We start from the raw sequence: 25,211 nt of genomic DNA on the forward strand, positions 1-25,211 counted from the left end.
AATCAGTTGTTACGTCGACAATTTCCCTCACGAGAGGCCGGCGGCATCCATGCCGCGTAGTTCCTTCTTGAGGTCGGCGATCTCGTCGCGTAGGCGTCCGGCCAGCTCGAACTGCAGCTCGCGCGCCGCGTTCATCATCTGCGCGGTCATATCCTTGATCAGGTCGGCGAGTTCGGCGCGCGGCATGTTCTTCACATCGCGGCCCTCGTAGACACCGGCGCTCACCGCCCGCCCGGGCTCACCCTGGGCGCGACGGCCGCGGCTGACATTGCGTCCCGAGCCGCCCACCTCGACCTCGGTCTCCTCGGCCTCGCGATACACCTGGTCGAGAATGTCGGCGATCTTCTTGCGCAACGGTTTCGGATCGATACCGCGCTCTTCGTTGTAGGCGATCTGCTTGGCGCGGCGGCGTTCGGTCTCGTCGATGGCGTGGCGCATGGAGTCGGTGATCTTGTCCGCGTACATGTGGACCTCGCCCGAGACATTGCGCGCCGCACGGCCGATGGTCTGGATGAGGCTGGTGGCCGAACGCAGGAAACCTTCCTTGTCGGCATCGAGAATCGCGACCAGCGAGACCTCGGGCAGGTCCAGACCCTCGCGCAGTAGGTTGATGCCGACCAGTACGTCGTATTCACCCAGCCGCAACTGCCGCAGCAATTCGACGCGGCGCAGGGTGTCGATCTCCGAGTGCAGATAGCGCACGCGCACACCGAGTCCCAGCAGATAGTCGGTGAGATCCTCGGCCATCTTCTTGGTCAGCGTGGTGACCAGCACACGCTCGTCGCGCTCGGTGCGCAGCCGGATCTCGTGCACCAGATCGTCGATCTGCCCCTTGGTCGGCTTGACCACCACCTGCGGATCCACCAGGCCGGTGGGCCGAATGACCTGTTCGACGAATTCGCCGCCGGTCTGGCCCAATTCGTACGGGCCGGGCGTGGCCGACAGGTACACCGCCTGCCCGATCCGATCGGCGAACTCCTCCCAGGTGAGCGGTCGGTTGTCCACCGCCGACGGCAGCCGGAAGCCGTACTCCACCAGGTTCCGCTTGCGCGACATGTCGCCCTCGTACATGCCGCCGATCTGGGGCACGGTCACATGCGATTCGTCGATGACGAGCAGGAAATCCTCGGGGAAGTAATCCAGCAGCGTGGCCGGCGCGGTTCCGGCGGCACGGCCGTCGATATGCCGCGAATAATTCTCGATACCGGAGCAGAAACCGACCTGCTTGATCATCTCCAGGTCGTATTGGGTGCGCATCCGAAGTCGTTGCGCCTCCAGTAATTTGCCCTGCTTCTCCAAATCCGCGAGCCGCTCGTCGAGCTCCGCTTCGATATCCCGCACGGCCCGCTCCATGCGTTCCGGGCCCGCCACATAGTGGGTGGCCGGGAAAATCCGGACCATATCCACCTGACGCACCACATCACCGGTGAGCGGGTGCAGATAATAGAGCGCCTCGATCTCGTCCCCGAAGAATTCGATGCGCACCGCCAATTCCTCATAGGAGGGAATGATTTCGACGGTGTCGCCGCGCACCCGGAAACTACCGCGGGTGAACGACATGTCATTGCGGGTGTATTGCACATCCACCAGGAGACGCAGCAGCCTATCGCGATCGATCTCGGTGCCGACCTCCAGCTGCACCGACCGATCCAGGTACGACTGCGGCGTGCCGAGGCCGTAGATGCACGACACCGAGGCGACCACCACCACATCCCGCCGCGAGAGCAGGCTCGACGTGGCCGAGTGCCGCAGCCGCTCGACATCGTCGTTGATCGAGCTGTCCTTCTCGATATAGGTGTCGGTCTGCGCGATGTAGGCCTCGGGCTGGTAGTAGTCGTAGTACGAGACGAAGTACTCGACCGCATTGTTCGGCAGCATCTCGCGCAGCTCGTTGGCCAGCTGCGCGGCCAGGGTCTTGTTCGGCGCCATGACCAGCGTGGGCCGCTGCAACCGCTCGATCAGCCAGGCCGTGGTGGCGGATTTACCGGTACCGGTGGCGCCCAGCAGCACCACATCCTTCTCCCCGCCCCGGATGCGCCGCTCGAGCTCCTCGATGGCGGCGGGCTGGTCACCGGCCGGTCGATGCTCGCTGACCACCTGGAACTGCCCGTCGACGCGCTCGACGTCGCCGATGGGCCGGTGCTCGGAATGAGCCAGCGGCAGGTCGTCCGGGATCTCGGTTGCGAAGGCCATGTCCCCAGCCTAGGACTCCCCACCGACAATTCTGTCCGCCTCCCCGCGCCTTCAGCGGGCGACTGAGAGCCGTTGAGAGTGACAACCCCTGCCGGCGGTTGGGTGCCGAACCGATTCTGGTCGTACCCGGCGAGTTACCCTCGCCTCTCGAAATCAGTCGTCGCCTCGGGCACGGTTGCCGAGGGTTTCACTCCGCGCCGAACGGGTCGCCCCTGCTCGGTTCCCCATGCATCACACACGATTTCGTAAACCATCGGTAAATGTCCGAATTGACCGTTACCCCAAGGGTTTTCGCGACGCGCGCCCGTCGCGGTGTCGCGTAGATCTCAGTCCGTTTCCAACGGTTTGAATCACCGTTCCCAGGTGTACTCTGAGCTCGCTGGTCGCACGATTCGAGAAGAGGCAGGGCGATGACCGGTCTGCATACGCCACAGCGGAATTCCACCAATGGCGCACACCCCTACGAGACGATCGGCAACACCCCTCCGGTGTCTCCGCATCGCCCAAGACTCGAATACTTCAATATCGCGGATCTGTCGTGGACCGATTATCGCGGGTTCCTGCACCCCGTGGAGCGTTTGCATGCAGAGCCTTTCGGCCTGTATGTCGAACGGACAGTGGACAATCCACGTTTCCACTACATCGAGTCTTGGCTGCTGCCCGAGCTCACGCTGCGCGCCACGGTCTACCATCTGCGGCCCGGCCACGATCGCAGCCAGACCTACTATCTCGACATCGGCGAGTACGGCCCGTGCGAGGCCAAGAAGTGGCGGGCCGAGAGTCACTATCTGCAGGTGGTGGCGCGCCGGGGCCAGGCGCCCGAACTGGTCGGGATCGACCAGTTGCTGAGCGCCCACGCCGCAGGGCATTTCGACACCGCGCGCACTCATCTCGCCATCGAGCGGGCCGCCGCCGTGGTGGACGGCATCGCCGGCTGCGGTCACGACGTCGACCGCTGGCTGGCCGGTCAGGGCGTCACGCTCAGTTGGCTGTAGAAACAAGCCCGCCCGGTCCGTGCGGCACGGACCGGGCGGGTTCGAACGGGTCTGTCCGTCCTCCGACTAGCCGGACAGGCTCGGCAGCAGTCCGTTGAGGCCGCAGCCGAAGCTACCGAAGCTGCCGGCCGGATCCACCTGGACGGTGATCGACTTCGAGATGAGGGTCTGGGTGGCCTTCAGCTCGTGCGAACCGGCGGTGCTCGGGGTCCAGTTGATGGTGACCTTGTTGCTCAGCAACGAGGGCGACACCGGGCTGCCGGTCAGCTCGACGCCATTGTCGGTGAACGACACCGAGGTCAGGCGGTCGACCTCGACGCTCGCGGTGAGCGTGTAGGAGCAGCCGACATTGTGGGTGGAGCCCGAGACCTCCAGATTGGACGGCCAGGCACCGGCCTGCGGAGCGACCAGGACGACGGTCCCGGCCACCGCGCCGAAGGTCGTCAATCCCATGCCGACCCGGCGGGCACGGGTTGTGTGTGCGTTCATGCAGTACTTCCCTTGGGGTGAGGCACCCGCCCAGGCGCGGCGAGTGTCGTGCGCGACGAAACGGCGCAGCCGCACATTAGCGAAACATGACCGCTTCAGATCATGTTTTCGGAAAATTCGTCCCGGTCGGAGCCGGATTCCAGCAATCTGTCGGCGACGCGACACCCGCTCCCCTGGACGACCGCCGCCCGACACGCGATGCTGAATGGCATGACTCGGGCACCCGCGGTAGATCTGCACCGACCCAAGGTGGAGTACTTCAATATCGACGAGCTCACCAACATCGATCCCAAGGGTTTCGTGCGGCAGGTGGAGCGGTACCAGGTCGAGCCGTGGGGGATGTACATGGCCCGCACCTCCGACCACCCCGAGTTCCACTACATCGAATCCTGGCTGCTGCCAACGGTGTCCATCCGCGCCACCGTGTTCCACTTCACCCCCGCCCACCTGCGCGACCAGGACTACTACATCGATATCGGCGAATTCGTGCAGGTCGGCCCGAAGCAGTGGAAGTCCGTCGACCACTACCTGGATCTGGTGGTGCGCCAGGGCCGCGAGGTCGAGCTGCTCGACGTGGACGAACTGCTCGCCGCGCACGCCGCCGGCTACCTGACCCTGTCCGAGGCGCAGCATGCCATCGAGTCGGCCACCTCGACCATCGACGGAATCGCCGCGCACGGCCACAGTTTCGAGGCCTGGCTGGCATCCAAGGGCATCACGCTGACCTGGATGTAGGCCCGAGACAGAGGGGCCGTCCGCACCGAGGGGTGCAGACGGCCCCTCTACCGTCGAGGCGGCCGGGTCAGACGCCGAGAATCAGGTTGACCGGGCGGCCCGGGTCGGCGTTCGCGTGCAGCCGCTCCCCCGCCGCAAGATCCACACCCGACGCGGCGAGCAGCGCGTCCCCTGCGGCGACCGGCGGGAAACCGATGTCCGCCAGGCGATCACGCAGGCCGTCCACCGCGGCTCCGTCGGCGACCGTGATCCGGATGTCGAGCACATCGGTGGCCGGTTTGCCCGCCACCGAGGTCGGTCCGACGTGTTCGATGCTCCGCGCGTCCGCGCCGCACGCCACGGCGAGCCGCGCGATCACCCGCTGAGCCTGCACGGGCCACTCCGGATTCGCCTCCGCCACGGGCAGTTCCGGCCGGGCGGCGGGCGTGCGGGTGCGCAGGTTGCGTTCGAAGGGAACCAGGCGCTCATCCCACAGCCGATGAACCTCGGCATCGATGACGCCGGTCGCGCCATTGTTGTCGAGCAGCACGTCGGCCACGGCCCGGCGCTGGGCGTCGGTGGCCTGGGCGGCGATGCGGGCGCGGGCATCGGCCTCGTCGATGCCACGGAACTCCACCAGGCGGCGCAGCCGGGTCCCCTCGGCGGCGTCCACGATGACCACCAGGTTCATGAACGGCGCGAGGCCGTTCTCCACCAGCAGCGGAATGTCCTGCACCACAATCCCGTCCGCGGGGGCGGCGGCGATGAGCGCGGCGGTCCGCTTGCCGACCAGCGGGTGGGTGATGCCGTTGAGGGTGGCGCGCGCCTCGTCGGAGGCGAAGGCCTTGGCGGCCAGGGCCGGTCGGTCGAGGCTGCCGTCGGCGGCGAGAATATCCGCTCCGAAGGCTGCGACCAGGGCGGCCAGCCCCTCGGTGCCGGGCGCGACCACCTCGCGGGCGACGACGTCACTGTCCACCAGCACGGCTCCGCGCTCGGTGAGAATGCGGGCCACGGTGGATTTGCCCGCGCCCATGCCTCCGGTGAGACCGATTCGCAACATTTGTTCAGTCTCGCATCAGCGCCGCTCATCGCGCCCATCAGGGGTTACCCCCTCCGGTCTGCGGTTTCACCTGCAAGTGCAGTACTTGGCCATTCCGTGACACTCGTGAGACCGTTTCGCAACTTTTTCGGAGAATACGGACCGTTTGTCGGCAAGATTCCGACACGCCGGGGTGAATGTCGCGCAATATTCGGTGACGCACACTTTTGTTCGGCTATGGTTCGCCGCAGGCGATCTTAGGCCGGTAACACGCAAGAGAAGGAACATCAGTGGGCACCAAAAAACTCCAGGCGGGTCGCCACCGTCTGGGCCTGGCGGGCACCGTGCATTGCATCGAGATCCCCGCCGTCGCAGCCGCTCTCGTCGAGCGCCGTCGTTCCTGGCTGGGCACACTGCTCAACCCGGCCCGGCACAGCGTCGCGGCCCAGCGAAAACGGTCGCCCGAGACTCGCATCGTGCGGCGCTGGGTACCCGCCACCGCCGGCTGATCCGGCGCGGCCGGCCAATTCGCCGCCCGAGTTGATCCGCTCCCCCGAGACACACAGTGGCCCGGTCCGATTCGGACCGAGCCACCCTTTTGCGTGCGTGTCACACGATGCCGTTGTGTACGTGCCACACGGTGCCGCTCAGCCGTTCGCCCAGCGGCACCGGAACTTCTACACGATTCCGCTGGGCCGACGCCGCGTACCGGGATCCTGCTTGGGCATGGAGTTCGGCGGCACCGGATAGGGGGTGCCGACGGTCGCGGTGCCGAGGGCAATATTCGGCCCGCACTGCGCCACGGCAGCGTCGACCTTCCGATTCGCCGGAGCGAACGCGGGTTTCGTGGCGTCCGGGGCCGAGGCGAAGTCGAAGGCCGAGGTCATATCGCCGGTCACGCCGCGTCGCCACGCGGTCAGGTTGGGCACGTCGACCCCGAAGCGGCGCTCGATCAGGCGCAGCTGCGAGGTGTGGTCGAAGGTCTCCGACGCCACCAGTCCGCCGCGGCTGTAGGGCGAAACCACCAGGCAGGGAACCCGATAGCCGAGGCCGATCGGGCCGGTGACGCCCTCGAACTTCTTGTCGGTCGGCACGGTGATGAACTCACCGGGCGTGCCGGCGGGCGGGGTCGGCGGGGTGACGTGGTCGAAGAAGCCGCCGTTCTCGTCGTAGCTGATGATCAGCGCGGTCTTCTCCCACACCGCCGGATTCGAGGTGAGGATGTCGAGCACCTGCATGATGCCGACCGCGCCGAAGGCCGGGGGCAGTGCCGGGTGCTCGCAGTTGAGCAGCGGCGGAATCACCCATGACACGGACGGCAGCTGGTTGGCGGCGACGTCGGCGGCGAAGTCCTGCGGGTAGGCCGGGGCTTTACCGCGGCGTGCCAGTTCGGAATTCGGGTCGGCCGCCTGCTTGAAGCAGCCCATCATGCCGTCCAGCAGGACCGAGGACAGCGGGCCGATATCGCGGTTGTTGTAGATCTTCCAGCTGACCCCGGCCTCGGAGAGGTTCTCCGGCATGGTCCGCCAGCTGTAGGCGTTCTGCGGGATCAGCGTCGGGGTCTCGAGCAGCGGTCCGCCATTGAGTCCGTCCGGGTCGATGGTCGCCGAGACCCAGTACAGGCGGTTGGGGTCGGTCGGGCCGAGCACCGAGCAGTGGTAGTTGTCGCACAGGGTGAAGGCATTGGCCAGATCCCAGTGCACCGGGACGTCGTCCTGGGTGTAGTAACCCATTGCGGCAGGGCCGTTTCCGGCGCCGACGGACGCGATCGACATGGGCATCCAGCCGTCGTTGCGGCCGTTGTTCCAGGCCTTGTGCATGCCGACCCAGCCGTGGTCGGGGTCGTTGATGCATTCGCCGTCGAGGGTCGCGCCGCGGGTGGTGTCGAGGCGGAAGGGGTTGATGAAGCCGTCCGCGGTCGGGCCGACACCGGGCGCGTACCCGTACTGCTTCCAGGCCGGGGACGGGTCGTCGAAGCCGCGCACACCGGACATGGTGCCGAAGTAGTGGTCGAAGGACCGGTTCTCCTGCATGAGCAGCACGATGTGCTCGATGTCGCCGAGCCCGCCCATGCCGGCCGGATCCGCGGCGTAGGCCCGCTCGATGATCGGTCCGGCCAATGAGGCGAGCGAGGCCGCGCCGCCCGCGGCCATGGCTTTCGCCAGAAAGTCGCGCCTGTTGATTCCGGCGAACACGCCCATGCTCCGGTAGTGCCTTCCCGCTTGGAGTGAAAGGAATTGAACGCGGCGAACACATCCGGTCGCCTGTCCAGTTCGCATCCAACCTTCGAATGGTGACGGCTCAGCGAACCATTCGTAACCGTAGTGGGTCCAGTGGGGGATTCCTGACAGTGACTTGCACCTCATTGCCGGGTCGGCCTAAGCTGTCGGCCATACCTGAGAGTGACTTTCAGGTATCGACCGTGGGAGCCTCCATGACCCGTCCGGCGCTCGCCGATCCGCCCCGATTCCCGGACTCCGCACCGCGATTCGGCGTCGTCGGACGCTGGGGCGAATTCATGGCCCGGCATCCCCGAATCGTGATCGGCGTGTGGCTGGTGCTGATCGTGGCGTGCGGCGCGGCGTATCCGGCCCTGCACGCGAGACTGGGCGCACCCGACTACAGCGTGCCGGGATCAGCCTCGGCCACCGCCGAAGACCGCGTCGCACAATATTTCTCACGGCTCGGCGCGGAGCAGGACCTGATCGTGCTGCATTCGGACCGATACACCGTCGACGATCCGCGCTTCCGGGCGGCCATCGAGCGTGTGCTGGGCGCGGCCCGCGGGGTGCCCGGCGTCGCGGGCGCGATCGGGCCGTTCGAAGGCGATGCGGGGCAGCAGATCTCCGCCGACCGGCACACCGCGCTCGGCATCGCGGGCATCGACGGCGGCATGTCCGACCGGATCGACGTGGCCGCCCGCCTGCAGACCGCGCTGACCGCCGCCTCCGATGCGGAGGTACGGGCCGGCCTGACCGGATACTCACCGGTCGAGGGCGAACTGATCCGGACGGAGACCGCCGACATCACGCGCGGCGAGGCCATCGGCCTGCCGATCGCGGCGGTCGTGCTGGTGCTGGCGCTCGGCGCGGCCGTCGCCGCCACCCTCCCCATCTCGGTCACCGCCGCCGGGATCGCGCTCGCCGTGGGCGTGCTGTTCGGGCTGGCCGGCCTGCTGACCTTCGACTCCTTCGTGCTGTCGGTGGCGACCATGATCGGCACCGGCACCGCCATCGACTACGCCATGTTCCTGGTGAGCCGATTCAACGAGGAACTGACCCGGCGCGGGGTGCGGGATCGCAAGGCGCGCCGGGAGATTCGGGCCGCCGTCGGCGCGACCTTCGACACCACGGGCCGCACCATCCTGGCCTCCGGGCTCATCGTCATGATCTCGCTGTGCTCGCTGACCGTGGTCGGCCTGCCCATGCTCGATGGCGTGGCGCTGGGTGTGGTGACCGCGGTGACGGGCACCCTGACCGCCGCCTTCACGCTGCTGCCCGCCCTGCTGTCCGCGCTCGGCCCGGCCGTCAATCGGGGTGCGCTGCCCGCGCGGTTGCGCCCGGCCGAGGCCCGATCGACGGCGGCGTCGAGCACCTGGGCGCGCTGGGCGCATCTGGTGATGGGCAGACCGGTGGTGTTCGGTGCGCTCGCAATGGCGTTGCTGGTCGTGGCGGCACTGCCGATCGCGGGTATCCGCTACGGCATCGACATGGGCCTGAACTCGCTGGGCGATCGGCCCACCGGCCAGGCGACTCGCCTGGTACAGAACGACTTCGGCCCCGGCCTGCTCTCGCCCATCCAGGTCGTCGCCGCCGGACCCGGTGACACCGCGCTGTCCGCCGACGGCCGCACCGAGGTGCTGCGCCTGGTGACCGATCTGGCTCGGGATCCCCGGGTGGCCACCGTGCTCCCCCAGCAGGCCGATGGCCGCTACCTGGCGACCATCGTCCCCAGGGACGCCTTCGACTCGACGACCGTCGCCACGCTCACCGCCGATATCCGTTCCCGCGCATCGACTGCCGAGTCCGCCGAGGTGCTCGTGGGTGGCACGCCGGCGATGTTCACCGATGTGTCGCAGCTGATCTCACGCGGCTTCCCCTGGGTCATCGCCCTGGTCCTGACCGCTTCGCTGGTCTTCCTGACGGTGACCTTCCGCTCGATCGTGCTGGCGCTCGAGGCGATCCTGCTGAATCTGCTGGCCACCGGTGCGGCCCTGGGCATTACGGTCACCGTCTTCCAGCGCGGTGTCGGCCAGGCCGTGCTGGGTTTCCACAGCGCCGGCTTCCTCCAGGTCTTCCTGCCCATGCTGGTCTTCGCCGTCCTGTTCGGATTGTCCATGGACTACGAGGTTTTCCTCATCCGGCGCATGAAGGAGTCCTGGGAGCGCACCCACGACAATGCCACCGCCGTCGCCGAGGGCCTGCAGCGCACCGCCCGGCCCATCACCGCGGCCGCCGCCATCATGGTCGCGGTGTTCGCCAGTTTCCTGAGCGCGGATGTCATGGAGCTGAAGGAGATCGGCTTCGCCCTGGCCGTCGCGGTCGCCATCGACGCGGTGATCGTCCGCCTGATCCTGGTGCCGGCCTGTATGCGGCTGCTGGGCCGCTGGAACTGGTGGCTGCCGACTCCGCGCCGTCAGCGGAACATGGCCTCCAGCGCGACCACGATGGATTCGACGACTTCGCGGTAGACGTCGCGCAGCCGCGCGGCGAAACCCGTTCCGGCCCAATGGTCCAGCGCCGCCATGGAACCCCAGATGGCGATCGCGGCGGCCAGCCGCATCTGCACGTCGTTGCGGTCGCGGCCGGTACGGTCGGCGAGCAGGATCCGGAACTGGTCCTCGAGCTCCCGCATCTGCTGCGCCTGTCCGAGTTTCACCTCGGGAATGGTCCGGACATAGCCCATGCGCAGCCGCGTCCGGTACTCGACCTCATCGGTCACGATCTCGTCGATGAGTACGGGGATGAGCGGACGCGCGGCCGCCAAAAGGTCAAGGGGAGTCCGGGTTTCACCGCCGCCGACGGTCCGCACAATTTCCAGGAGCTTCGGATCGGTCTCGTCGTAGAGGACCAGATTCTCCTTGGTCCCGAAATACCGGTAGATCGAACTCGGTGACACACCCGCGGCACCCGCCACCCGCTCGACGGTGACCTCCCGATACCCGTACTCGTCGAACAGCTCCAGCGCTACCCGCTGGATACGGCCCATGGCCTCGATCTTGCGGCGCTCCCACAGCGACGGGGTCGACTCAATGGCGGATTCGGACATGTCACTTCCGAGAATAGCGAAGGTCCCCGAGCCATCGGCTCGGGGACCTTCGACTATCGCTTACCGCGTGTCAGCGAATCAGGCGTTGCCCGACAGCTTCTCGCGCAGAGCAGCCAGCTGGGCGTCGCTCGCGAGCGAGCCACCGGCCGGCTCGGAGGACGAAGCCGCAGCCTGCGAACCCGACTCCGAGGAGTAGTTCGACGGACCACCGTTGGCGGCCTCGGCGGCGGCGTCGGCGGCCATCTTCTCCATCTGAGCGGTGTGCATCTTGTGGCGACGCTCGGCCTCGGCGTACCGGGTCTCCCACTCCTCACGCTGCTTCTCGAAGCCCTCGAGCCATTCGTTGGTCTCGGAGTCGAAGCCCTCGGGGAAGATGTAGTTGCCCTGGTCGTCGTAGCTGTCGGCCATGCCGTACTTCGACGGGTCGAACTCGGCGGTGTAGTCCTCGTTGGCCTGCTTCAGCGACAGCGAGATCCGGCGACGCTCGAGGTCGATGTCGATGACCTTGACCATGGCGTCGTCGCCAACGGCGACAACCTGGTCCGGGACCTCGACGTGGCGCTCGGCCAGCTCGGAGATGTGCACCAGGCCCTCGATGCCCTCTTCGACACGCACGAACGCACCGAACGGAACCAGCTTGGTGACCTTGCCCGGCACGATCTGGCCGATCGCGTGGGTGCGGGCGAACTGACGCCACGGGTCTTCCTGGGTCGCCTTGAGCGACAGGGAGACACGCTCGCGGTCCAGGTCGACGTCGAGAACCTCGACGGTGACCTCGTTGCCGACCTCGACAACCTCGGACGGGTGGTCGATGTGCTTCCAGGACAGCTCGGAGACGTGCACCAGACCGTCCACGCCACCCAGGTCCACGAAGGCACCGAAGTTGACGATGGAGGAGACCACACCCTTGCGGACCTGGCCCTTCTGCAGCTGGTGCAGGAACTCGCTGCGGACCTCGGACTGGGTCTGCTCGAGCCAGGCGCGACGCGACAGGACCACGTTGTTGCGGTTCTTGTCGAGCTCGATGATCTTGGCCTCGATCTCCTTGCCGACGTACGGCTGGAGGTCGCGGACGCGACGCATCTCGACCAGCGAAGCCGGGAGGAAGCCGCGCAGACCGATGTCCAGGATCAGGCCGCCCTTGACGACCTCGATGACGGTGCCCTTGACGGCCTCGTCCTTCTCCTTGAGCTCCTCGATCGTGCCCCAGGCCCGCTCGTACTGAGCGCGCTTCTTCGACAGGATCAGGCGGCCTTCCTTGTCCTCCTTGGTGAGAACGAGGGCCTCGACCTCATCGCCCACGGAAACGACCTCAGCCGGATCGACATCGTGCTTGATGGACAGTTCGCGAGACGGGATCACGCCTTCGGTCTTGTAACCGATGTCGAGAAGGACCTCATCGCGATCGACCTTGACGATGGTTCCTTCGACGATGTCGCCGTCGTTGAAGTACTTGATGGTCTTGTCGATGGCGGCGAGGAAGTCCTCGGCAGTGCCGATGTCGTTGACGGCAACCTGCGGCGAGGTGACAGTGGTGGGCATGTGTTGGGAGGCTCCGGACGGATTGTGGTCGGTAGTGGACATGTGGACTTTCGGTATTGCTGCGAACAGCAGGCGTTGGAACTAACGTTGGTCATGCACAGCACACCGCTGCGACGCTGCACAACGCTGCCCTGAAAAGCATGCGGACCCACAGCACGATTGTCTGCTCTACGCGGTCTCGAGAAACCGGGTACAGAAGACACTCGCGGAAAACAGCGTACGCGACGGGTGTTGTACCAAGCAAACATGGGTCCCGGCGCGCGGGTCGATAGGGTGAGCCCATGTCCGAAGATCACTCCGTCACCACCGACGATACCCGGCACGCCGAAGCCAACACCCTGCTCGGGACGGTGGGAGTGACCCGAACCAAGGTCGACTCGCAGTCCAGTCAGCGCGCCAGCCGCAAGTGGTGGGACGCCGACGCCGCGGCCTACCACGAGACCCACGCCGACTTCCTCGGCGTGGACTCTCCCGCCGGTGAATTCGTGTGGTGCCCGGAGGGACTGCACGAGGGTGACTGGCATCTGCTGGGGGACATCACCGGAAAGCGGATCCTGGAGATCGGCTGCGGCTCGGCCCCCTGCTCGCGCTGGCTCGCTTCGCACGGCGCACACCCGGTCGGGCTGGACATCTCCCGCGCCATGCTCGACCGCGGTCTCGCCGCCATGGCCGCGGGCGGCCCCCGAGTCCCGCTCATCCAGGCGGGCGCCGAGGAATTGCCCTTCGCCGACGAGTCTTTCGATCTGGCCTGCTCCGCTTTCGGCGCGGTGCCCTTCGTCGCGGACTCCGCTCAGGTGATGCGGGAGGTCCACCGTGTCCTCAAACCGGGTGGCCGCTGGGTCTTCTCGGTGAACCACCCCATGCGCTGGATCTTTCCCGACGACCCGGGCCCCGAGGGCCTGCGCGCCACCATTCCCTATTTCGACCGCACTCCATACGTCGAACTGGACTCCGAGGGCGAACCCACCTACGTCGAACACCACCGCACCATCGGGGACCGCGTCCGCGAGATCGTGGCCGCCGGCCTCATCCTGAAGGACATCATCGAACCGGACTGGCCCGAATGGCTCGACCGCGAGTGGGGTCAGTGGAGCCCCCTGCGCGGCGAGATCTTCCCCGGCACAGCCATTTTCGTCACCGAAAAGGCGAACTGAGAGCAACATCCGTACCCTCGTGGTGATTGGGGGTATGGCGTGCAGGAGAGCCGGTTCGGCCGCTATGGGCTGCTCGGAGAGCTGGGTGCGGGCGGAATGGGGCAGGTGTACCGCGCCTACGACACCGGGACCCATCGAGTGGTGGCGCTCAAGGTACTGCCGCCGGCGCTGGCCCACGATCCGGTGTACCGGGAGCGGTTCCGGCGTGAGGCGCAGGCGACGGCCCGGCTGAACGGGCCGCCAACCACCTCGCCACCGGTCACCTCCGCACCGGTCACCTCGGGCCCGGTGGCGCCGACCGTGCTGGAGGACTTCATCCGCCAGCACTATTCGCTGCTGCCGGGCAATCCGATGGTGGCCTGGACCCGGCTGACCGCCCGCTATCAGGGGACGATCGGCGGCTATGACGCCTACCGAACCTTCTGGGGCACAGTCGGTTCCGTCACCGCGTGGGACGTGTCCGCCGACCCCGCCCAGCTGACCGTGACCTACCGTCTCACCCTGCGCTACGGCGACGGCCGGAGCGGGACCGAGCTGCGGCGCGCGCAGTTGGTCCCGGTCGGCGACAGTTACCTCATCGACAGCGCGGAACTGGTGTCGTAATCCCGCGGGTCATTTCGGTTCGCGCCCAACCTGTTTCAGGGCGAGACGCAGCGCGAATTCGATTTGGGCGTTGATGCTGCGGAGGTCGTCGGCGGCCCACTTGGCGATGGCTTCGTGGACCGCCGGATCGAGCCGGAGCAGCACCTTTTTCGGCTCGCGCTTGACCATCAGGAGTAGAGGGTTCCGGCGTTGACGACGGGCGCGGCGGAGCGATCCCCGCACAGGACCACCAGCAGGTTGGACACCATTGCCGCCTTGCGCTCCTCATCGAGTTCGACCACGCCCTGGTCGGCCAGTCGGTCCAGGGCCATGCCGACCATACCGACCGCGCCCTCGACGATGCGGCTGCGGGCGGCGACCACCTGGGCGGCCTGCTGGCGGACCAGCATGGCCTGGGCGATCTCCGGCGCGTAGGCGAGGTGGGTGATGCGGGCCTCGATGATCTCGATGCCGGCCAGTTCGGTGCGGGCACGCAGTTCGGTGGTGAGCTCGCCGGCCACCTCGGACCCGTCCCGCAGGCTGGCGGTGTTCGCGTCGTCGGATTGGTAGGGGTGGGTGGTGGCCAGGTGCCGGACCGCGGTCTCGGACTGGGTGCGGACGAAGTCCTCGTAGTCGTCGACGGCGAAGGCGGCCTTGTAGCTGTCCACCACCTGGTACACGACCACGGCCGCGATCTCGACCGGATTGCCGTCCAGATCGTTGACCTTCAGCTTCTGCGTCTCGAAGTTCCGGACCCGCAACGAGATGCCGCGACGGCTGGACAGCGGGGTGACCCAGTGGAAACCGGATTCGCTGACCGAGCCGATGTACTGGCCGAAGAACTGGATCACCTTGGCCTGGTTGGGATTCACCACGATGAACCCGCTCGCCGCCAGCACCGCGGCCAGGAGCGTGACGGCCAGCGCCACACCCAGGACGGTCGACGAACCGCCATCGCCGCCACCGGTGTTCAGCGTGTGCGCCTCGACGGCGATCGCGATGATCAGCAGTATCAGAACCCCCAGCATGAGGAATCCGTTCAGCCGGAAGGCTCGACGCAACTCCATGACACTCTCCTAGTATCGAAGTGATATCACGACGATAGCGCGCAAGGGAGCCCGAGCCAAGCCCGGAAACGCGGCTCGCCCCGCCACGGACAGGCGTGGCGGGGCGAGCGCGAGTGGACAGGACGCGGTCAGTGGGGACGAATATTGCGGTTGTTGCGGAACAGGTTTGCCGGGTCGTACTTCGCCTTCAGACCCGACAGCCGGTCGTAGGTGGCAGCATTGTATCCCGCCCGGGTCTGCTCCTCGTCGGCCTGATCGCCGCCGCCGTAGAGGAAGTTCAGGTTCTGGCCGAGCGTCCAGGGCTGCAGGGTCTTCAGCACGAGCGACAGCCGGTCGTCGATCTGGTCCGCGTTGTCCGGGTTCGGCATGGTCAGGATTCGGGCGATGTACTCGGCGTCGCGGTGGTCCATGGCGATGCCGTTCGGCCCCGGGCGGCCCAGCGCGCCGCCCAGGTGGCGCAGCCCGGCGATCACCGGCACCGGCGACTCGGGGCCGGTGGCCTCCAGGAAGGCGTCCGTGGCGTCGGCGGGCAGGTCGGACAGCAGCGCGTTGGTGGCCAGGTAGGGGTGCGGGTGCTCCGGATCCCGGTAGATGGCATGGCTTTCCGTGTACGGCATGACCCGCAGGTCGTCGGCCATCCGCGCGCCGACCGCGCGCAGCGGGGCGACCAGGCGCTCGCCCTCCTCGGCGGAACCGGTGAACGCGATATTGATGGTCGCGACGTACCGGCCGCGCAGGTGCGGCGGGAATGCCGGAATGTCGGGGAAGGTCATCATGGTGATGGCCGAGGTCATCTGCTCGGGCACGTCCCCGGTCCACAGTCGCCACGCTTCCAGTGCGGGTGCGACCAGCGGGGTGTCGAATTGCAGCTGGCCGCCGTACACCGTGGTGATCGGCAGCAGCGCCAGCTCCAGTGCGGTGACCACCCCGAAGTTGCCGCCGGTGCCGAGCACCGCGCCGAACAGCTCGTCGCCGGGCGACAACCGGCGCAGCCGGCCGTCGGCGGTGACGATCTCGATGCCGCGCACATGCTCTGCGGCATAACCGAATTCGCGGGCCAGGATGCCGATGCCGCCACCGAGGGTATAGCCGACCACGCCGACCGAGAGCGACGAGCCGTTCAGCGGCGCGAGGCCGTGCGCGGCGGCCGCCTCGATCAGGGCTCCGGCCTGGACGCCCGCCGCCACCCGGGCGGTCCGGGCGTCGGCGTCGATGCGGATGTCGGTCATGCGGCGGGTGGTGATGAGCACGCCACCGTCGGTGGCGACCGACAGGCCGTGGCCGGTGTTCTGCACGGCGACCGGAAGGCCGTGGCGCGCCGCGTATTCCACGGCGGCGCGGACATCCTCGGCGTGGGCCGCGCCGACGACCACGGCGGGGCGGTGGGTGTAAGCGGTTTGGAATCCGGCGATCTCGGCGTCGTAGCCGGTGTCGCCGGGCTGGAAGACGGGGCCGGTGGTGGCGGGCAGTTCGGTATTCGCTGTCTTCGTCATGTCACCAACTCTGCTCGGCTCCGATCGAGAACTCCAACAGATAGTTTTTCTCGAAGCTAGAATCAAGAGTTATGGAACTGCGTCAGCTGCGGTACTTCGTCACGGTCGCCGAGGAGGCCAACTTCACCCGGGCGGCGGCCCGTCTGCACCTGGCGCAGCCGGGGCTCAGCGCGCAGATCCGGCAGCTGGAACGCGAACTGGGACAACCGCTTCTGGACCGTTCCAGCCGCTCGGTCACGCTCACCCCGGTCGGCGAGGCGGTGCTGCCACTGGCCCGGGCGGCCCTGGATCAGGTCGAGCGCATCACCCACACGGTGGACGAATTCACCGGCCTGCTGCGGGGGCACGTGCGGGTCGGGCTGATCTCCGGCGCGGCGGGCGACGAGATCGACATCGCCCAGGTGCTGGCCGACTTCCATCGCGATCATCCGCAGATCGGCATCTCCCTGACCGAGGACACCTCCGATGCCATGTACACCGCGGTCCGCCGGGGCGACCTCGACATCGGCCTGCTCAGCATTTCCGCCGACCTCGACCCGGGCATCCACACCGAAATGATCTACGACAGCACCATCGTCGCGGCGGTGCCGCTGCGGGCCGACGGCTTCGGCGAGCGGATCACGCTCCCGGAGTTGTGCGAGCATCCGCTGATCTGCCTACCGACGGGGACCGGCATCCGCGGCCTACTCGAAACAGCCTGCGCCACCGCTGGTCTCACACCGAACGTGGCCTTCGAGGCCGCCGCTCCCCCGCTGCTGATCCGGCTGGCCGCGCACCAACTGGGCGTCGCGATCATTCCCCGGATTCCCCCGGCGGACGCGACCGCGCTCGGTGTGCGCACCCTCGAGATCGATCCGCCGATGCACGGCCGACTGGTGCTGGCATGGAATGCCGAGCGGCCCATCAGCCCGGCCACGAAAGTCCTGCTCGGTCAGCTCCGTATCGCGCTGGCGCACTGGAAGGATCCGGCGCCGATGTTCGTGAAGCCCTAGCTGTCGATCACGCTCCAGCTGTTCGTCGGACCCCGACCGCGAACACCGCCCGCAGGCCACCGTCGCGGATCGCCTGGACACCGACCAGCACCAGCAGCACCACGCCGGTCACGATGTGCTCGACGGCATCGATGCGGTGATTCGGGAAGCTGAACATCAGCACGCTGTGCGCGAACAGCGCCCAGATGCCCACCACGAATCCGCCTCCGACAGCGGCGATCACGCAATACCAGGCGGCCCAGCGCTTGCGCAGCGCGGCCACCAGCGCGGGCGTGAACAGCAGCAGTCCCGCGAGTCCGTGCCAGCCGTTGTAGTCCATGCCGAGCACGGGTGTGGCCGGGGCGTGATCGCCCATGGCGAAGCTGGGTTCGGCGACCCAGCCCGCGATCGCCCAGACGATGTGGACGGCTCCGACCACGAGGACCGCCCATTGCAGGAAACTCCATCGCGCCGATTCGACCGGATGCTTCGCGACCGCCGTGAACCCCATGTCGCTGCCTCCCACAGTGCGACCGAACATCTACTACACAATGTAGTTCAGTTTGATGGCCATCGTAAGGCCCATCACATAATTACCCAAACTTCCCCATTGCGGTCACATATAGGGATGCTTAAGGTAGTTTTCGTGACAGATCGTCTGTACTCCGTCGACGAGGTAGCCGAGCGCCTCGGCCTGCACGTCCGCACCGTCCGCGGCTACGTGCGCGACGGGAAGCTACCCGCCACCCGCATCGGCAAGCAGTACCGCATCGCCGCCACCGATCTGGCGGCCTTCACCGGCCTGCCCGCATCCGGCGACCCGCGCGAATCGGTTGCCCGGCATCGGCATTCGGAAGCGTCGACCATCGTCGAGGTCGACGCCGTGGATCCCGGCACCGCCGACCGGGTCAGCACCCTGCTGACCGGCGCGGCGGCGACCCGGGGACCGGACGGACAGCCCCTGCGGATCCAGACCTTCCACGACCGCGAACGCGCCCGCCTGAAGGTCATTCTCGTCGGCGGCCTGGGCGATACCGCCCGGCTGCTCGAATACATGGAAGGAGTCCTCGCGTCGTGAACGCGATCTACAAATCCGAGGCGGGCCGCGCCGCCATCCAGACCCGCTACCGGGATGTCCTGCGGCAGTGGCCGGTTCCCGCCGAGCAGCTGCACCTGGCGACCTGCGAGGGCGACACCTTCGTGCTCGCGTCCGGCCCGCAGGACGCCCCGCCGGTGATCCTGCTGCACGGCTCCGGCTCCAACAACTCCACCTGGCGCGGCGATATCGCCTCCTGGGCAGAGGATTTCCGGGTCTACGCGGTCGACCTGCCCGGGGAACCCGGCGGCAGCACCGAATCGCGGCCGGCCCTCGGCTCCGAGTCGCTCGCCCAGTGGCTCGACGATGTCCTTGCGGGCCTTCAGCTTTCGTCCGCGAGCTTCGTCGGCATGTCACTGGGCGGCTGGATCGCGCTGGACTACGCCGTCCGCCGGCCCGGCCGCGTCACGAAGCTGGCCCTGCTGTGCCCCGGCGGCATCGGCAAGCAGCGCTTCGGCTGGATCTTCAAGAACCTGGTCGACCACCTGTTCAGCAAGCACGACCTGCGCCGCTCCGCGGCCATCGTCACCGGCCTGAACCTGACCGACCACGCGGAGATCCTGGACGATGTGACCCTCACGTTCACGCACTTCACTCCCCGCACGGGCAAGCTGCCGATCTTCACCGACGACCAGCTGCGCAGCCTCACGATGCCGGTCCTGGTGATCGTCGGCGAAGACGACGTCATGTTCAAATCGGCCGACACCGCCCGCCGCGCAACGCAATCCATCCCGGACGCGACCACCCGGGTCCTCCCCGGCGTCGGCCACGCCATCCTCGGCCAGACCGCCCCCATCGAGGAGTTCCTCCGGAAATGACACGATCAGGGAGCTGTCACCGCGGGGAATTCGGGTGAATTCCGCCGGGACAGCTCCCTGATCGTGTTGTGCGCCTACAGAATGCGCGACAGGAAGGCTTTGGTCCGGTCGTGCTGGGGGTTGGCGAGCACCTCGCGCGGGTTGCCCGCCTCGACGACGACGCCGCCGTCCATGAAGACCAGCTGATCGGCCACCTCACGGGCGAAGCCCATCTCGTGGGTCACCACGATCATGGTCATGCCGGATGCCGCGAGTTCTCGCATGACGCCGAGGACCTCGCCCACGAGCTCGGGGTCCAGCGCCGAGGTGGGCTCGTCGAAGAGCATGAGCTTCGGGTCCATGGCCAGGGCACGCGCGATGGCCACGCGCTGCTGCTGACCGCCGGAGAGCTGGGCGGGGTAGGCATCGGCCTTGTCCGCCAACCCGACTCGGTCCAGCAGCTCCCGGGCCCGGGCGACCGCGGCGGGGCGCTTGAGCTTCTTGACCTGGGTCGGCGCTTCGATGATGTTCTCCAGCGCCGTGCGGTGCGGGAACAGGTTGAAGTGCTGGAAGACCATGCCGATGTCGCGGCGCTGCTTGGCAGCATCGCGCGGGTGCAGCTCGTAGAGCTTGCCGTTCTTCTCGCGGTAGCCGACCAGATCGCCGTCCACATACAGCCGTCCGGCATTGATCTGCTCGAGATGGTTGATGCAGCGCAGGAAGGTGGACTTGCCGGAGCCGGAGGGGCCGATCAGGCACAGCACCTCGCCGCGTTTCACCTCCAGCGTGATGCCCTTGAGCACCTTCAGTGCGCCGAAGCTCTTGGCGACGCGGTCGGCGCGCACCATCGGCACGCTCGAGGGCGGCAGCGCGTCCTCGACGAGCGGAATCGGATCCTTGGAGAACGACATCGAGTCCTCGGACATATCAGCGTCCACCTATCCCGTTCCGCCGGCGACTTGCGCCTGAGCCAAGGCGCGCAACTGCTTTGCCGTCAACTGCCGCGACGAACCCCGCGAGTAGTACCGCTCCAGGTAGTACTGGCCGATCATGAGCACGCTCGTGATGAGCAGGTACCAGGTGGCGGCCACCAGCAGCAGCGGAATCGGCTGGAAGTTGATGCTGTAGATGTCGCGGGCCCGGCCGTAGAGGTCGGTGGTGAGCGGGATGGCCGTCACCAGCGAGGTGGTCTTCAGCATGGAGATCAGCTCGTTGCCGGTGGGCGGGATGATCACCCGCATGGCCTGCGGCAGCACCGTGCGGGTCATGGTCTGCGACCACGACATGCCCAGCGCCACCGACGCCTCGCGCTGCCCCTCGCCCACGGAATTGATTCCGGCGCGCACGATTTCGGCCATGTAGGCGGCCTCGTTGAGACCCAGGCCGATCATGGCGAAGAAGAACGGTGCCGACCAGTGCTGCACATCGAAATGCGTCAGCGACGGGCCGAACGGCACGCCCACGGTCACGGTCTTGTACAGCGACGGGAACAGACCCCAGAACACCAGCTGCACATAGACCGGCGTCCCGCGGAAGATCCACAGGTACGCCCACGCCACCGAGCGCAGCACCGGATTGGGCGACAGCCGCATGACCGCCAGCAACACGCCCAGCACCACGCCGATCACCATGGCCAGCACGGTCAGTTCCAGAGTGACCAACGCGCCCTTGGCGATTCGCTTGTCACCCAGGTACTTGAAGTAGGTGTCCCAGTGGTACGCCTCGTTGGTCTTGGCGCCCCAGACGAACAGGGCCAGGGCAATCAGAATGATCGCGGCGGCGATCCACCGGCCCGGCCGTCGCAGCGGAATCGCTTTGATCGGCTCGGGCTCGGTGCTCGCGACCGCCGACGCAGCCGAGGCTGCGGAGTTGGTCTCGTCCTGCGACATGATGCTCTAGCTCGTCGCCCCGTTGATGCCCGACTTGGTGATCGCGCCCTCCTGGACGCCCCAGTTCTCGGCGATCTTCTTGTACTGGCCGTTGTCCATCAGGTACTGCACGGCTTCCTGCAGCACCGGCGCCAGCGGCGAGCTCTTCTTGACCGGCCAGCCGTAGGGCGCGGAGTCGAAGATCTTGCCGGCCGCCTCGATCTTGTCGCTGGCCTGCTTGATGGCGTACGCGGTCACCGGGGAGTCGGCGGACATGGCGTCGACCTGACCCTGCACCAGCGCGTTGGCGGCGGCGGACTGCTCGTCGTAGGCGACCTTCTGGATCTCCGGCTTGCCCGCATCGGTGCAGGCCTTGGACTTGGCCGGGATCTCGTCGGTGTCCTGAACGGTGGTGCGCTGCACCGCGACTCGCTTGCCGCAGGCATTGTTCGGGTCGACCGGCTTGCCCTTCTGCTGGGCCCACTGGCTGCCCGCGGAGAAGTAGTCGACGAAGTCGGCGGTGGCCTCGCGCTCCTTGTTGTCGGTGAAGGACGACATGCCGAGATTGAAGGTGCCCGCCTCGATGGAGGGGATGATCTTCTCGAAGTCGGCTTCCTTGTAGTCGGCCGACAGGCCCAGCACCTTGGCGACCGCGTCCATCAGGTCGACGTCGAAGCCCACGATCTTGCCGCTGCTCGGATCCCGGTACTCATTGGGCTGGTAGGGCACGTTCACACCGACGATCAGCTTGCCGGAGGACTTGATGTCGGCGGGCACCTTGGCGGCGATGGTGTCGACCTTGGCCACGTCGACCTTGGCCACTTCGGGGCCGCTGGACTCGGAATTGCTGGTACACGCGGTCAGTGCGAGTGCGCCGCCGGCGACCACGACAGCGGCCCGCAGGACACGCCCGCGAAGAGAGTTACGAACAGACACAGCAGTCCTCCACAGTTCGGGTGCGCGACATCCGGGCGTCGCCCGCCGTTTGAAATGTAAGCGAGTGACACCGTCCGTGTCGGTCGGTAACCGAACATTAATCGGCGACACGCCATCGCGTGGCCGAACACGCCCGGTCCCGGAAGTGCGCGCTCACCAGCGGTGCAGCCGGGCGCGCACCTGCTCGGTGAATTCGGAGGTAGAGGCTAGCCCACCCAAATCAGACGTCGCAACACCGGCCCGCAACGTCTGCGCAACCGCGTGTTCCACCCGGTCGCCCACCCGCCGCAGGGCGCTGTAGCGCGGAGTCCGGCTCATCCAGCGCAACATGCCCGCGGCGGAGTTGAACAGCGCCACCGGATTCGCGCGATTGTGCCCGGCCAGCGTGGGGGCCGCGCCGTGCACGGCCTGCGCCATGACCTGCGTGTCCGAACAGTTCACCGACGCCGCCATGCCGAGAGAACCGCTCAACTCCCCCGCCAGATCGGAAAGGATGTCGCCGAAAAGGTTTTCGGTGACGATCACGTCGTAGTCCTGGGGCGCGCGGACCAGATGCGCGGCCGCCGCGTCGACGTGCTCGTCGCTGACCTCGATGTCGGGATACTGCGCAGCCACCCCGTAGCAGACGTCGCGGAACATGCCCATCGTCATGGGCAGCACGTTCGCCTTGTGCACGATGGTCACCTTCTTGGAGCGCTCACTCGCGATCTCGAAACTCAGGTGTGCGATGCGCTCGATCGCCGGGCGGGTGAACACGCCGACGGCCAGCGCGACATCCGGTGACGGCTGGAATTCGCCGGAACCCGCGGCCATATTGCGGTCGGCGTAGAGGCCCTCGGTGTTCTCGCGCAGGATCAGCAGATCCATGTCCGGGGCGACCGAGCGCACGCCCTCGAGGGTGCGGGCCGGGCGGATATTGGCGTAGAGCCCGAAGCGTTTCCGGACCGCGCCCGCCGGCGGCAGGCCGGTGCGGTGCTCGGGTGCGTAGGAGGCGCTGTCGTGCGGGCCCATGATCCAGGCGTCGAGCTCGGCCAGCCCATCGAGGGTCTGCTCGGGTACCGGGTTGCCGTACTGCTCGATCGCCGCGTGTCCCAGCGGCAGCGTCACCCATTCCACCGGCGGCAGACCCGTGGCCCGGAAGGCGTCGTCGACCACATCCCGGGTGGCGCGCACGATTTCCGGGCCGATGCCGTCACCCTCCAACAGGCCCAGGCGTACTCGAGTGTCGCTGTCGCTCATGGGAGCCATCCTCGCGCAACCCCTGCGGCGGCGACGCTCCGGCACACGGCCGCGCATGTTTCGAGATCTCGGCGTAGGTTCGGGACACCATGGTGCAATCGGTGGAACTGGTGCTCGACGTGACGGCCGAGGCCGAGATGCGGCGGCAGTGGGCACTGCTGCGCGAAATCGGATTGCACGCGCCCGGGCCCGAGCACCGGCCGCACATCACCCTCGCGGTCGCCTCCGAGATCTGGCCGCGACTCGATAAGGCCTTGGCGCGCCAGGAGTTTCGGCCCTTTCCGATCCGGCTGGGCGGACTGCTGGTGTTCGGCTCACGCACACCCATTCTGGTCCGGGCCGTGGTGCCCTCCGCACCACTGATCGCCCTGCAGCACAGGCTGTTCCGTGTCATCGAGGAGTGCCCGGGCATTCCCGCCAACGTGCGCCCGGACATCTGGACGCCGCACGTCACGCTCGCGCGGCGGCTGCGGCCGGGACAACTCGAGGCGGCGCTCGACGCGGTGGCCTGGGACAAGGACTTCCGGGCTACCGTAGAGGGCATCCGGCGATGGGACGGCGACCGGCGTGACGAGTGGCCCATTTCCGGGACCGAACGACTCTGAACGACCGACCGGCCGATCCCCCAGGGAAGATAACCAGTGGGCCCCGTGTTGGACCGGGGGACATCGATACGAGAGGAAACCATGGCCACCCAGACCCTGACCGAGCAGAACTTCGACGAGGTAGTCACCGGCAACGACGTCGTTCTCGTCGACTTCTGGGCATCGTGGTGCGGTCCCTGCCGCAGCTTCGCCCCGACCTTCGAGAAGTCGTCGGAGACCCACCCCGACGTGGTGCACGGCAAGGTGGACACCGAAGACCAGCAGGGCCTGGCCGCCGCCGCCAATATCCGCTCGATCCCGACCATCATGGCCTTCCGCGAGGGCGTGCTCGTCTTCGCCCAGCCCGGCGCGCTGCCCCCGGCCGCCCTCGAGGACCTGGTCACCCAGGTGAAGGCCCTCGACATGGACGAGGTCCGCAAGCAGATCGCCGAGCAAGAGTCGAAGTAGGCCGCGCGCCCCGCGAACTCAGCGCCGCAACCCCGGAAGGAGTTGCGGCGCTCGGCTTTTCAGCCGACACCACTCGCAATCCGACCCCGCTGCCTCAGCAGCGGGGTCGGGGTCCTGCTTCGCTCAGAAGTGCGAACCGAGCCGGTTGATGCCGGCGATCATGGCGCGGATGGTGGATTCGGCCGGATCGTCGGCAAGGGCGGCGCCCCAGCCGCGACGGCCGTTGAACTCGCACTGGATGAAGGTGGCCATGCCGTCCGCGGTGCGGCGCTGGTGGAACGCGAGGATCTCCACCGGGTAGCCCTCGTCGTAGAGGGCCGAGGTCAGCGCCGCCACCGGGCTGCCCGTCGCCACGACGGTGCGCAGGTGATCGGCGATCTCCAGGGTGGCCGTGCCGGCGCGGTGGCCGATCGGGGTCCAGTCGCTGAGCTTGACCGGTCCCGTCTGGGCGCAGTACCGGTCGTGGAACTCGGCGGGGGTCAGGCCGATGCACTCGGTCCGCAGACTCGCGGGGGCAGCGGCGATGAACGCGGCGGTATCAAGGGTGATGGTCATTGAACTAGGTCTTCCCGACTTCTTCCGAAGAAAGTGACAGAGGGGACCAGCAAGAAGGTTCATTCGGCCGCAGCGAGGGGCCGGTCCGAATCAGACCCCGCTACGGCGGAGAACTACGAGTACGCGCGCGCCAGCCACACTCGCGGTGAGCGAAATGAGCG

The 25,211-nt window shown here is 67.3% G+C and carries 25 protein-coding genes and 1 pseudogene; 11 read left to right on the forward strand and 15 right to left on the reverse strand.

Features of this window, described 5'->3' with window-relative positions; genetic code table 11:
• Window positions 1–27: 27 nt before the first annotated feature.
• Window positions 28–2,193, reverse strand: coding sequence for an excinuclease ABC subunit UvrB (gene uvrB, locus ACQP1O_RS30250; RefSeq protein ID WP_433561822.1), 2,166 nt, complete (start codon window positions 2,191–2,193; stop codon window positions 28–30).
• Between the two features lie 410 nt (window positions 2,194–2,603).
• On the opposite strand from uvrB, the gene ACQP1O_RS30255 reads away from it, so the two are divergent.
• Complete coding sequence (locus ACQP1O_RS30255) at window positions 2,604–3,188, forward strand: DUF402 domain-containing protein (RefSeq protein WP_433561823.1); 585 nt, start codon at window positions 2,604–2,606, stop codon at window positions 3,186–3,188.
• A gap of 66 nt (window positions 3,189–3,254) precedes the next feature.
• Here ACQP1O_RS30255 and ACQP1O_RS30260 read toward each other — a convergent pair whose 3' ends face one another.
• On the reverse strand, window positions 3,255–3,677 hold the full coding sequence (locus tag ACQP1O_RS30260) for a hypothetical protein (protein WP_433561824.1): 423 nt from the start codon (window positions 3,675–3,677) through the stop codon (window positions 3,255–3,257).
• A 210-nt stretch (window positions 3,678–3,887) separates the two neighbouring features.
• Here ACQP1O_RS30260 and ACQP1O_RS30265 point away from each other — a divergent pair, with 210 nt between their 5' ends.
• Window positions 3,888–4,412 (forward strand): DUF402 domain-containing protein, encoded by a 525-nt coding sequence (locus ACQP1O_RS30265; RefSeq protein WP_433561825.1) that lies wholly within the window; start codon window positions 3,888–3,890, stop codon window positions 4,410–4,412.
• Between the two features lie 88 nt (window positions 4,413–4,500).
• Here ACQP1O_RS30265 and coaE read toward each other — a convergent pair.
• Window positions 4,501–5,451 (reverse strand): annotated as a pseudogene (gene coaE, locus ACQP1O_RS30270) (dephospho-CoA kinase); the annotation flags it as partial.
• A gap of 269 nt (window positions 5,452–5,720) precedes the next feature.
• Between coaE and ACQP1O_RS30275 the strand changes: the two are divergent.
• Entirely contained in the window at window positions 5,721–5,939 is a 219-nt protein-coding gene (locus ACQP1O_RS30275) for a hypothetical protein (protein ID WP_433561826.1), read from the forward strand.
• Between the two features lie 168 nt (window positions 5,940–6,107).
• Here the strand turns inward: ACQP1O_RS30275 and ACQP1O_RS30280 are convergent, their stop codons facing one another.
• Window positions 6,108–7,631, reverse strand: a complete 1,524-nt coding sequence (locus tag ACQP1O_RS30280; RefSeq protein ID WP_433561827.1) for a phospholipase C — start codon at window positions 7,629–7,631, stop codon at window positions 6,108–6,110.
• A gap of 233 nt (window positions 7,632–7,864) precedes the next feature.
• On the opposite strand from ACQP1O_RS30280, the gene ACQP1O_RS30285 reads away from it, so the two are divergent.
• Entirely contained in the window at window positions 7,865–10,120 is a 2,256-nt protein-coding gene (locus ACQP1O_RS30285) for an MMPL family transporter (RefSeq protein ID WP_433561828.1), read from the forward strand.
• Here ACQP1O_RS30285 and ACQP1O_RS30290 read toward each other — a convergent pair.
• Both ACQP1O_RS30290 and rpsA read right to left on the reverse strand, forming a co-directional pair.
• The gene (locus ACQP1O_RS30290) at window positions 10,066–10,698 is read right to left on the reverse strand and encodes a TetR/AcrR family transcriptional regulator (protein WP_433561829.1); all 633 of its coding nucleotides are present in this window, start codon (window positions 10,696–10,698) and stop codon (window positions 10,066–10,068) included. The two genes, ACQP1O_RS30285 and ACQP1O_RS30290, sit on opposite strands and share 55 nt — an antisense overlap.
• Window positions 10,699–10,776: 78 nt before the next feature.
• Window positions 10,777–12,240 carry a 30S ribosomal protein S1 gene (gene rpsA / locus ACQP1O_RS30295; protein WP_040856871.1) on the reverse strand — a complete coding sequence of 488 codons (1,464 nt, stop codon included), beginning with the start codon at window positions 12,238–12,240 and terminating at the stop codon, window positions 10,777–10,779.
• A gap of 281 nt (window positions 12,241–12,521) precedes the next feature.
• Here rpsA and ACQP1O_RS30300 point away from each other — a divergent pair, with 281 nt between their 5' ends.
• The gene (locus tag ACQP1O_RS30300) at window positions 12,522–13,394 is read left to right on the forward strand and encodes a class I SAM-dependent methyltransferase (RefSeq protein WP_433561830.1); all 873 of its coding nucleotides are present in this window, start codon (window positions 12,522–12,524) and stop codon (window positions 13,392–13,394) included.
• 39 nt (window positions 13,395–13,433) lie between these two features.
• A complete protein-coding gene (locus tag ACQP1O_RS30305; protein ID WP_433561831.1) occupies window positions 13,434–13,997 on the forward strand; it encodes a hypothetical protein in 564 nt (187 codons plus the stop codon).
• 9 nt (window positions 13,998–14,006) lie between these two features.
• Here the strand turns inward: ACQP1O_RS30305 and ACQP1O_RS30310 are convergent, their stop codons facing one another.
• From ACQP1O_RS30310 to ACQP1O_RS30320, 3 genes are all read right to left on the reverse strand, one after another.
• A complete protein-coding gene (locus ACQP1O_RS30310) occupies window positions 14,007–14,165 on the reverse strand; it encodes a hypothetical protein (protein WP_196054659.1) in 159 nt (52 codons plus the stop codon).
• Window positions 14,165–15,043 (reverse strand): SPFH domain-containing protein, encoded by an 879-nt coding sequence (locus ACQP1O_RS30315; protein WP_433561832.1) that lies wholly within the window; start codon window positions 15,041–15,043, stop codon window positions 14,165–14,167. The genes ACQP1O_RS30310 and ACQP1O_RS30315 overlap by 1 nt, the downstream gene beginning before the upstream one ends.
• 128 nt (window positions 15,044–15,171) lie before the next feature.
• The gene (locus tag ACQP1O_RS30320; RefSeq protein WP_433561833.1) at window positions 15,172–16,536 is read right to left on the reverse strand and encodes an FAD-binding oxidoreductase; all 1,365 of its coding nucleotides are present in this window, start codon (window positions 16,534–16,536) and stop codon (window positions 15,172–15,174) included.
• 71 nt (window positions 16,537–16,607) lie between these two features.
• On the opposite strand from ACQP1O_RS30320, the gene ACQP1O_RS30325 reads away from it, so the two are divergent.
• Window positions 16,608–17,528: a LysR family transcriptional regulator gene (locus tag ACQP1O_RS30325; RefSeq protein WP_433561834.1), complete on the forward strand. Its 921-nt coding sequence runs from the start codon at window positions 16,608–16,610 to the stop codon at window positions 17,526–17,528.
• A 7-nt stretch (window positions 17,529–17,535) separates the two neighbouring features.
• On the opposite strand, the gene ACQP1O_RS30330 is transcribed toward ACQP1O_RS30325, so the two are convergent.
• Window positions 17,536–18,018 carry a DUF4383 domain-containing protein gene (locus ACQP1O_RS30330; protein WP_433561835.1) on the reverse strand — a complete coding sequence of 161 codons (483 nt, stop codon included), beginning with the start codon at window positions 18,016–18,018 and terminating at the stop codon, window positions 17,536–17,538.
• Window positions 18,019–18,153: 135 nt separating this feature from the next.
• On the opposite strand from ACQP1O_RS30330, the gene ACQP1O_RS30335 reads away from it, so the two are divergent.
• The gene (locus ACQP1O_RS30335; protein WP_433561836.1) at window positions 18,154–18,585 is read left to right on the forward strand and encodes a helix-turn-helix domain-containing protein; all 432 of its coding nucleotides are present in this window, start codon (window positions 18,154–18,156) and stop codon (window positions 18,583–18,585) included.
• A complete protein-coding gene (locus ACQP1O_RS30340) occupies window positions 18,582–19,421 on the forward strand; it encodes an alpha/beta fold hydrolase (protein ID WP_433561837.1) in 840 nt (279 codons plus the stop codon). Before ACQP1O_RS30335 ends, ACQP1O_RS30340 begins: the two co-directional genes overlap by 4 nt.
• Before the next feature lie 74 nt (window positions 19,422–19,495).
• Here the strand turns inward: ACQP1O_RS30340 and ACQP1O_RS30345 are convergent, their stop codons facing one another.
• The 4 genes from ACQP1O_RS30345 to ACQP1O_RS30360 form a co-directional block, all read right to left on the reverse strand.
• Window positions 19,496–20,248, reverse strand: coding sequence for an amino acid ABC transporter ATP-binding protein (locus tag ACQP1O_RS30345; RefSeq protein ID WP_433567847.1), 753 nt, complete (start codon window positions 20,246–20,248; stop codon window positions 19,496–19,498).
• 90 nt (window positions 20,249–20,338) lie between these two features.
• Window positions 20,339–21,289 carry an amino acid ABC transporter permease gene (locus tag ACQP1O_RS30350; protein ID WP_354846108.1) on the reverse strand — a complete coding sequence of 317 codons (951 nt, stop codon included), beginning with the start codon at window positions 21,287–21,289 and terminating at the stop codon, window positions 20,339–20,341.
• A 6-nt stretch (window positions 21,290–21,295) separates the two neighbouring features.
• Complete coding sequence (locus ACQP1O_RS30355; RefSeq protein ID WP_433561838.1) at window positions 21,296–22,204, reverse strand: ABC transporter substrate-binding protein; 909 nt, start codon at window positions 22,202–22,204, stop codon at window positions 21,296–21,298.
• Between the two features lie 153 nt (window positions 22,205–22,357).
• Window positions 22,358–23,443, reverse strand: a complete 1,086-nt coding sequence (locus tag ACQP1O_RS30360) for an isocitrate/isopropylmalate dehydrogenase family protein (protein WP_433561839.1) — start codon at window positions 23,441–23,443, stop codon at window positions 22,358–22,360.
• An 89-nt stretch (window positions 23,444–23,532) separates the two neighbouring features.
• Between ACQP1O_RS30360 and ACQP1O_RS30365 the strand changes: the two genes are divergently transcribed.
• Together ACQP1O_RS30365 and trxA are read left to right on the forward strand one after the other, a co-directional pair.
• Window positions 23,533–24,048, forward strand: coding sequence for a 2'-5' RNA ligase family protein (locus ACQP1O_RS30365; protein ID WP_433561840.1), 516 nt, complete (start codon window positions 23,533–23,535; stop codon window positions 24,046–24,048).
• An 81-nt stretch (window positions 24,049–24,129) separates the two neighbouring features.
• Entirely contained in the window at window positions 24,130–24,495 is a 366-nt protein-coding gene (gene trxA, locus ACQP1O_RS30370; protein WP_120739276.1) for a thioredoxin, read from the forward strand.
• 123 nt (window positions 24,496–24,618) lie between these two features.
• On the opposite strand, the gene ACQP1O_RS30375 is transcribed toward trxA, so the two are convergent.
• Complete coding sequence (locus ACQP1O_RS30375) at window positions 24,619–25,050, reverse strand: 2-keto-3-deoxygluconate kinase (protein WP_433561841.1); 432 nt, start codon at window positions 25,048–25,050, stop codon at window positions 24,619–24,621.
• Window positions 25,051–25,211 lie beyond the last annotated feature (161 nt).

Source organism: Nocardia sp. CA-151230 (assembly GCF_050942175.1).
Taxonomy (GTDB): domain Bacteria; phylum Actinomycetota; class Actinomycetes; order Mycobacteriales; family Mycobacteriaceae; genus Nocardia.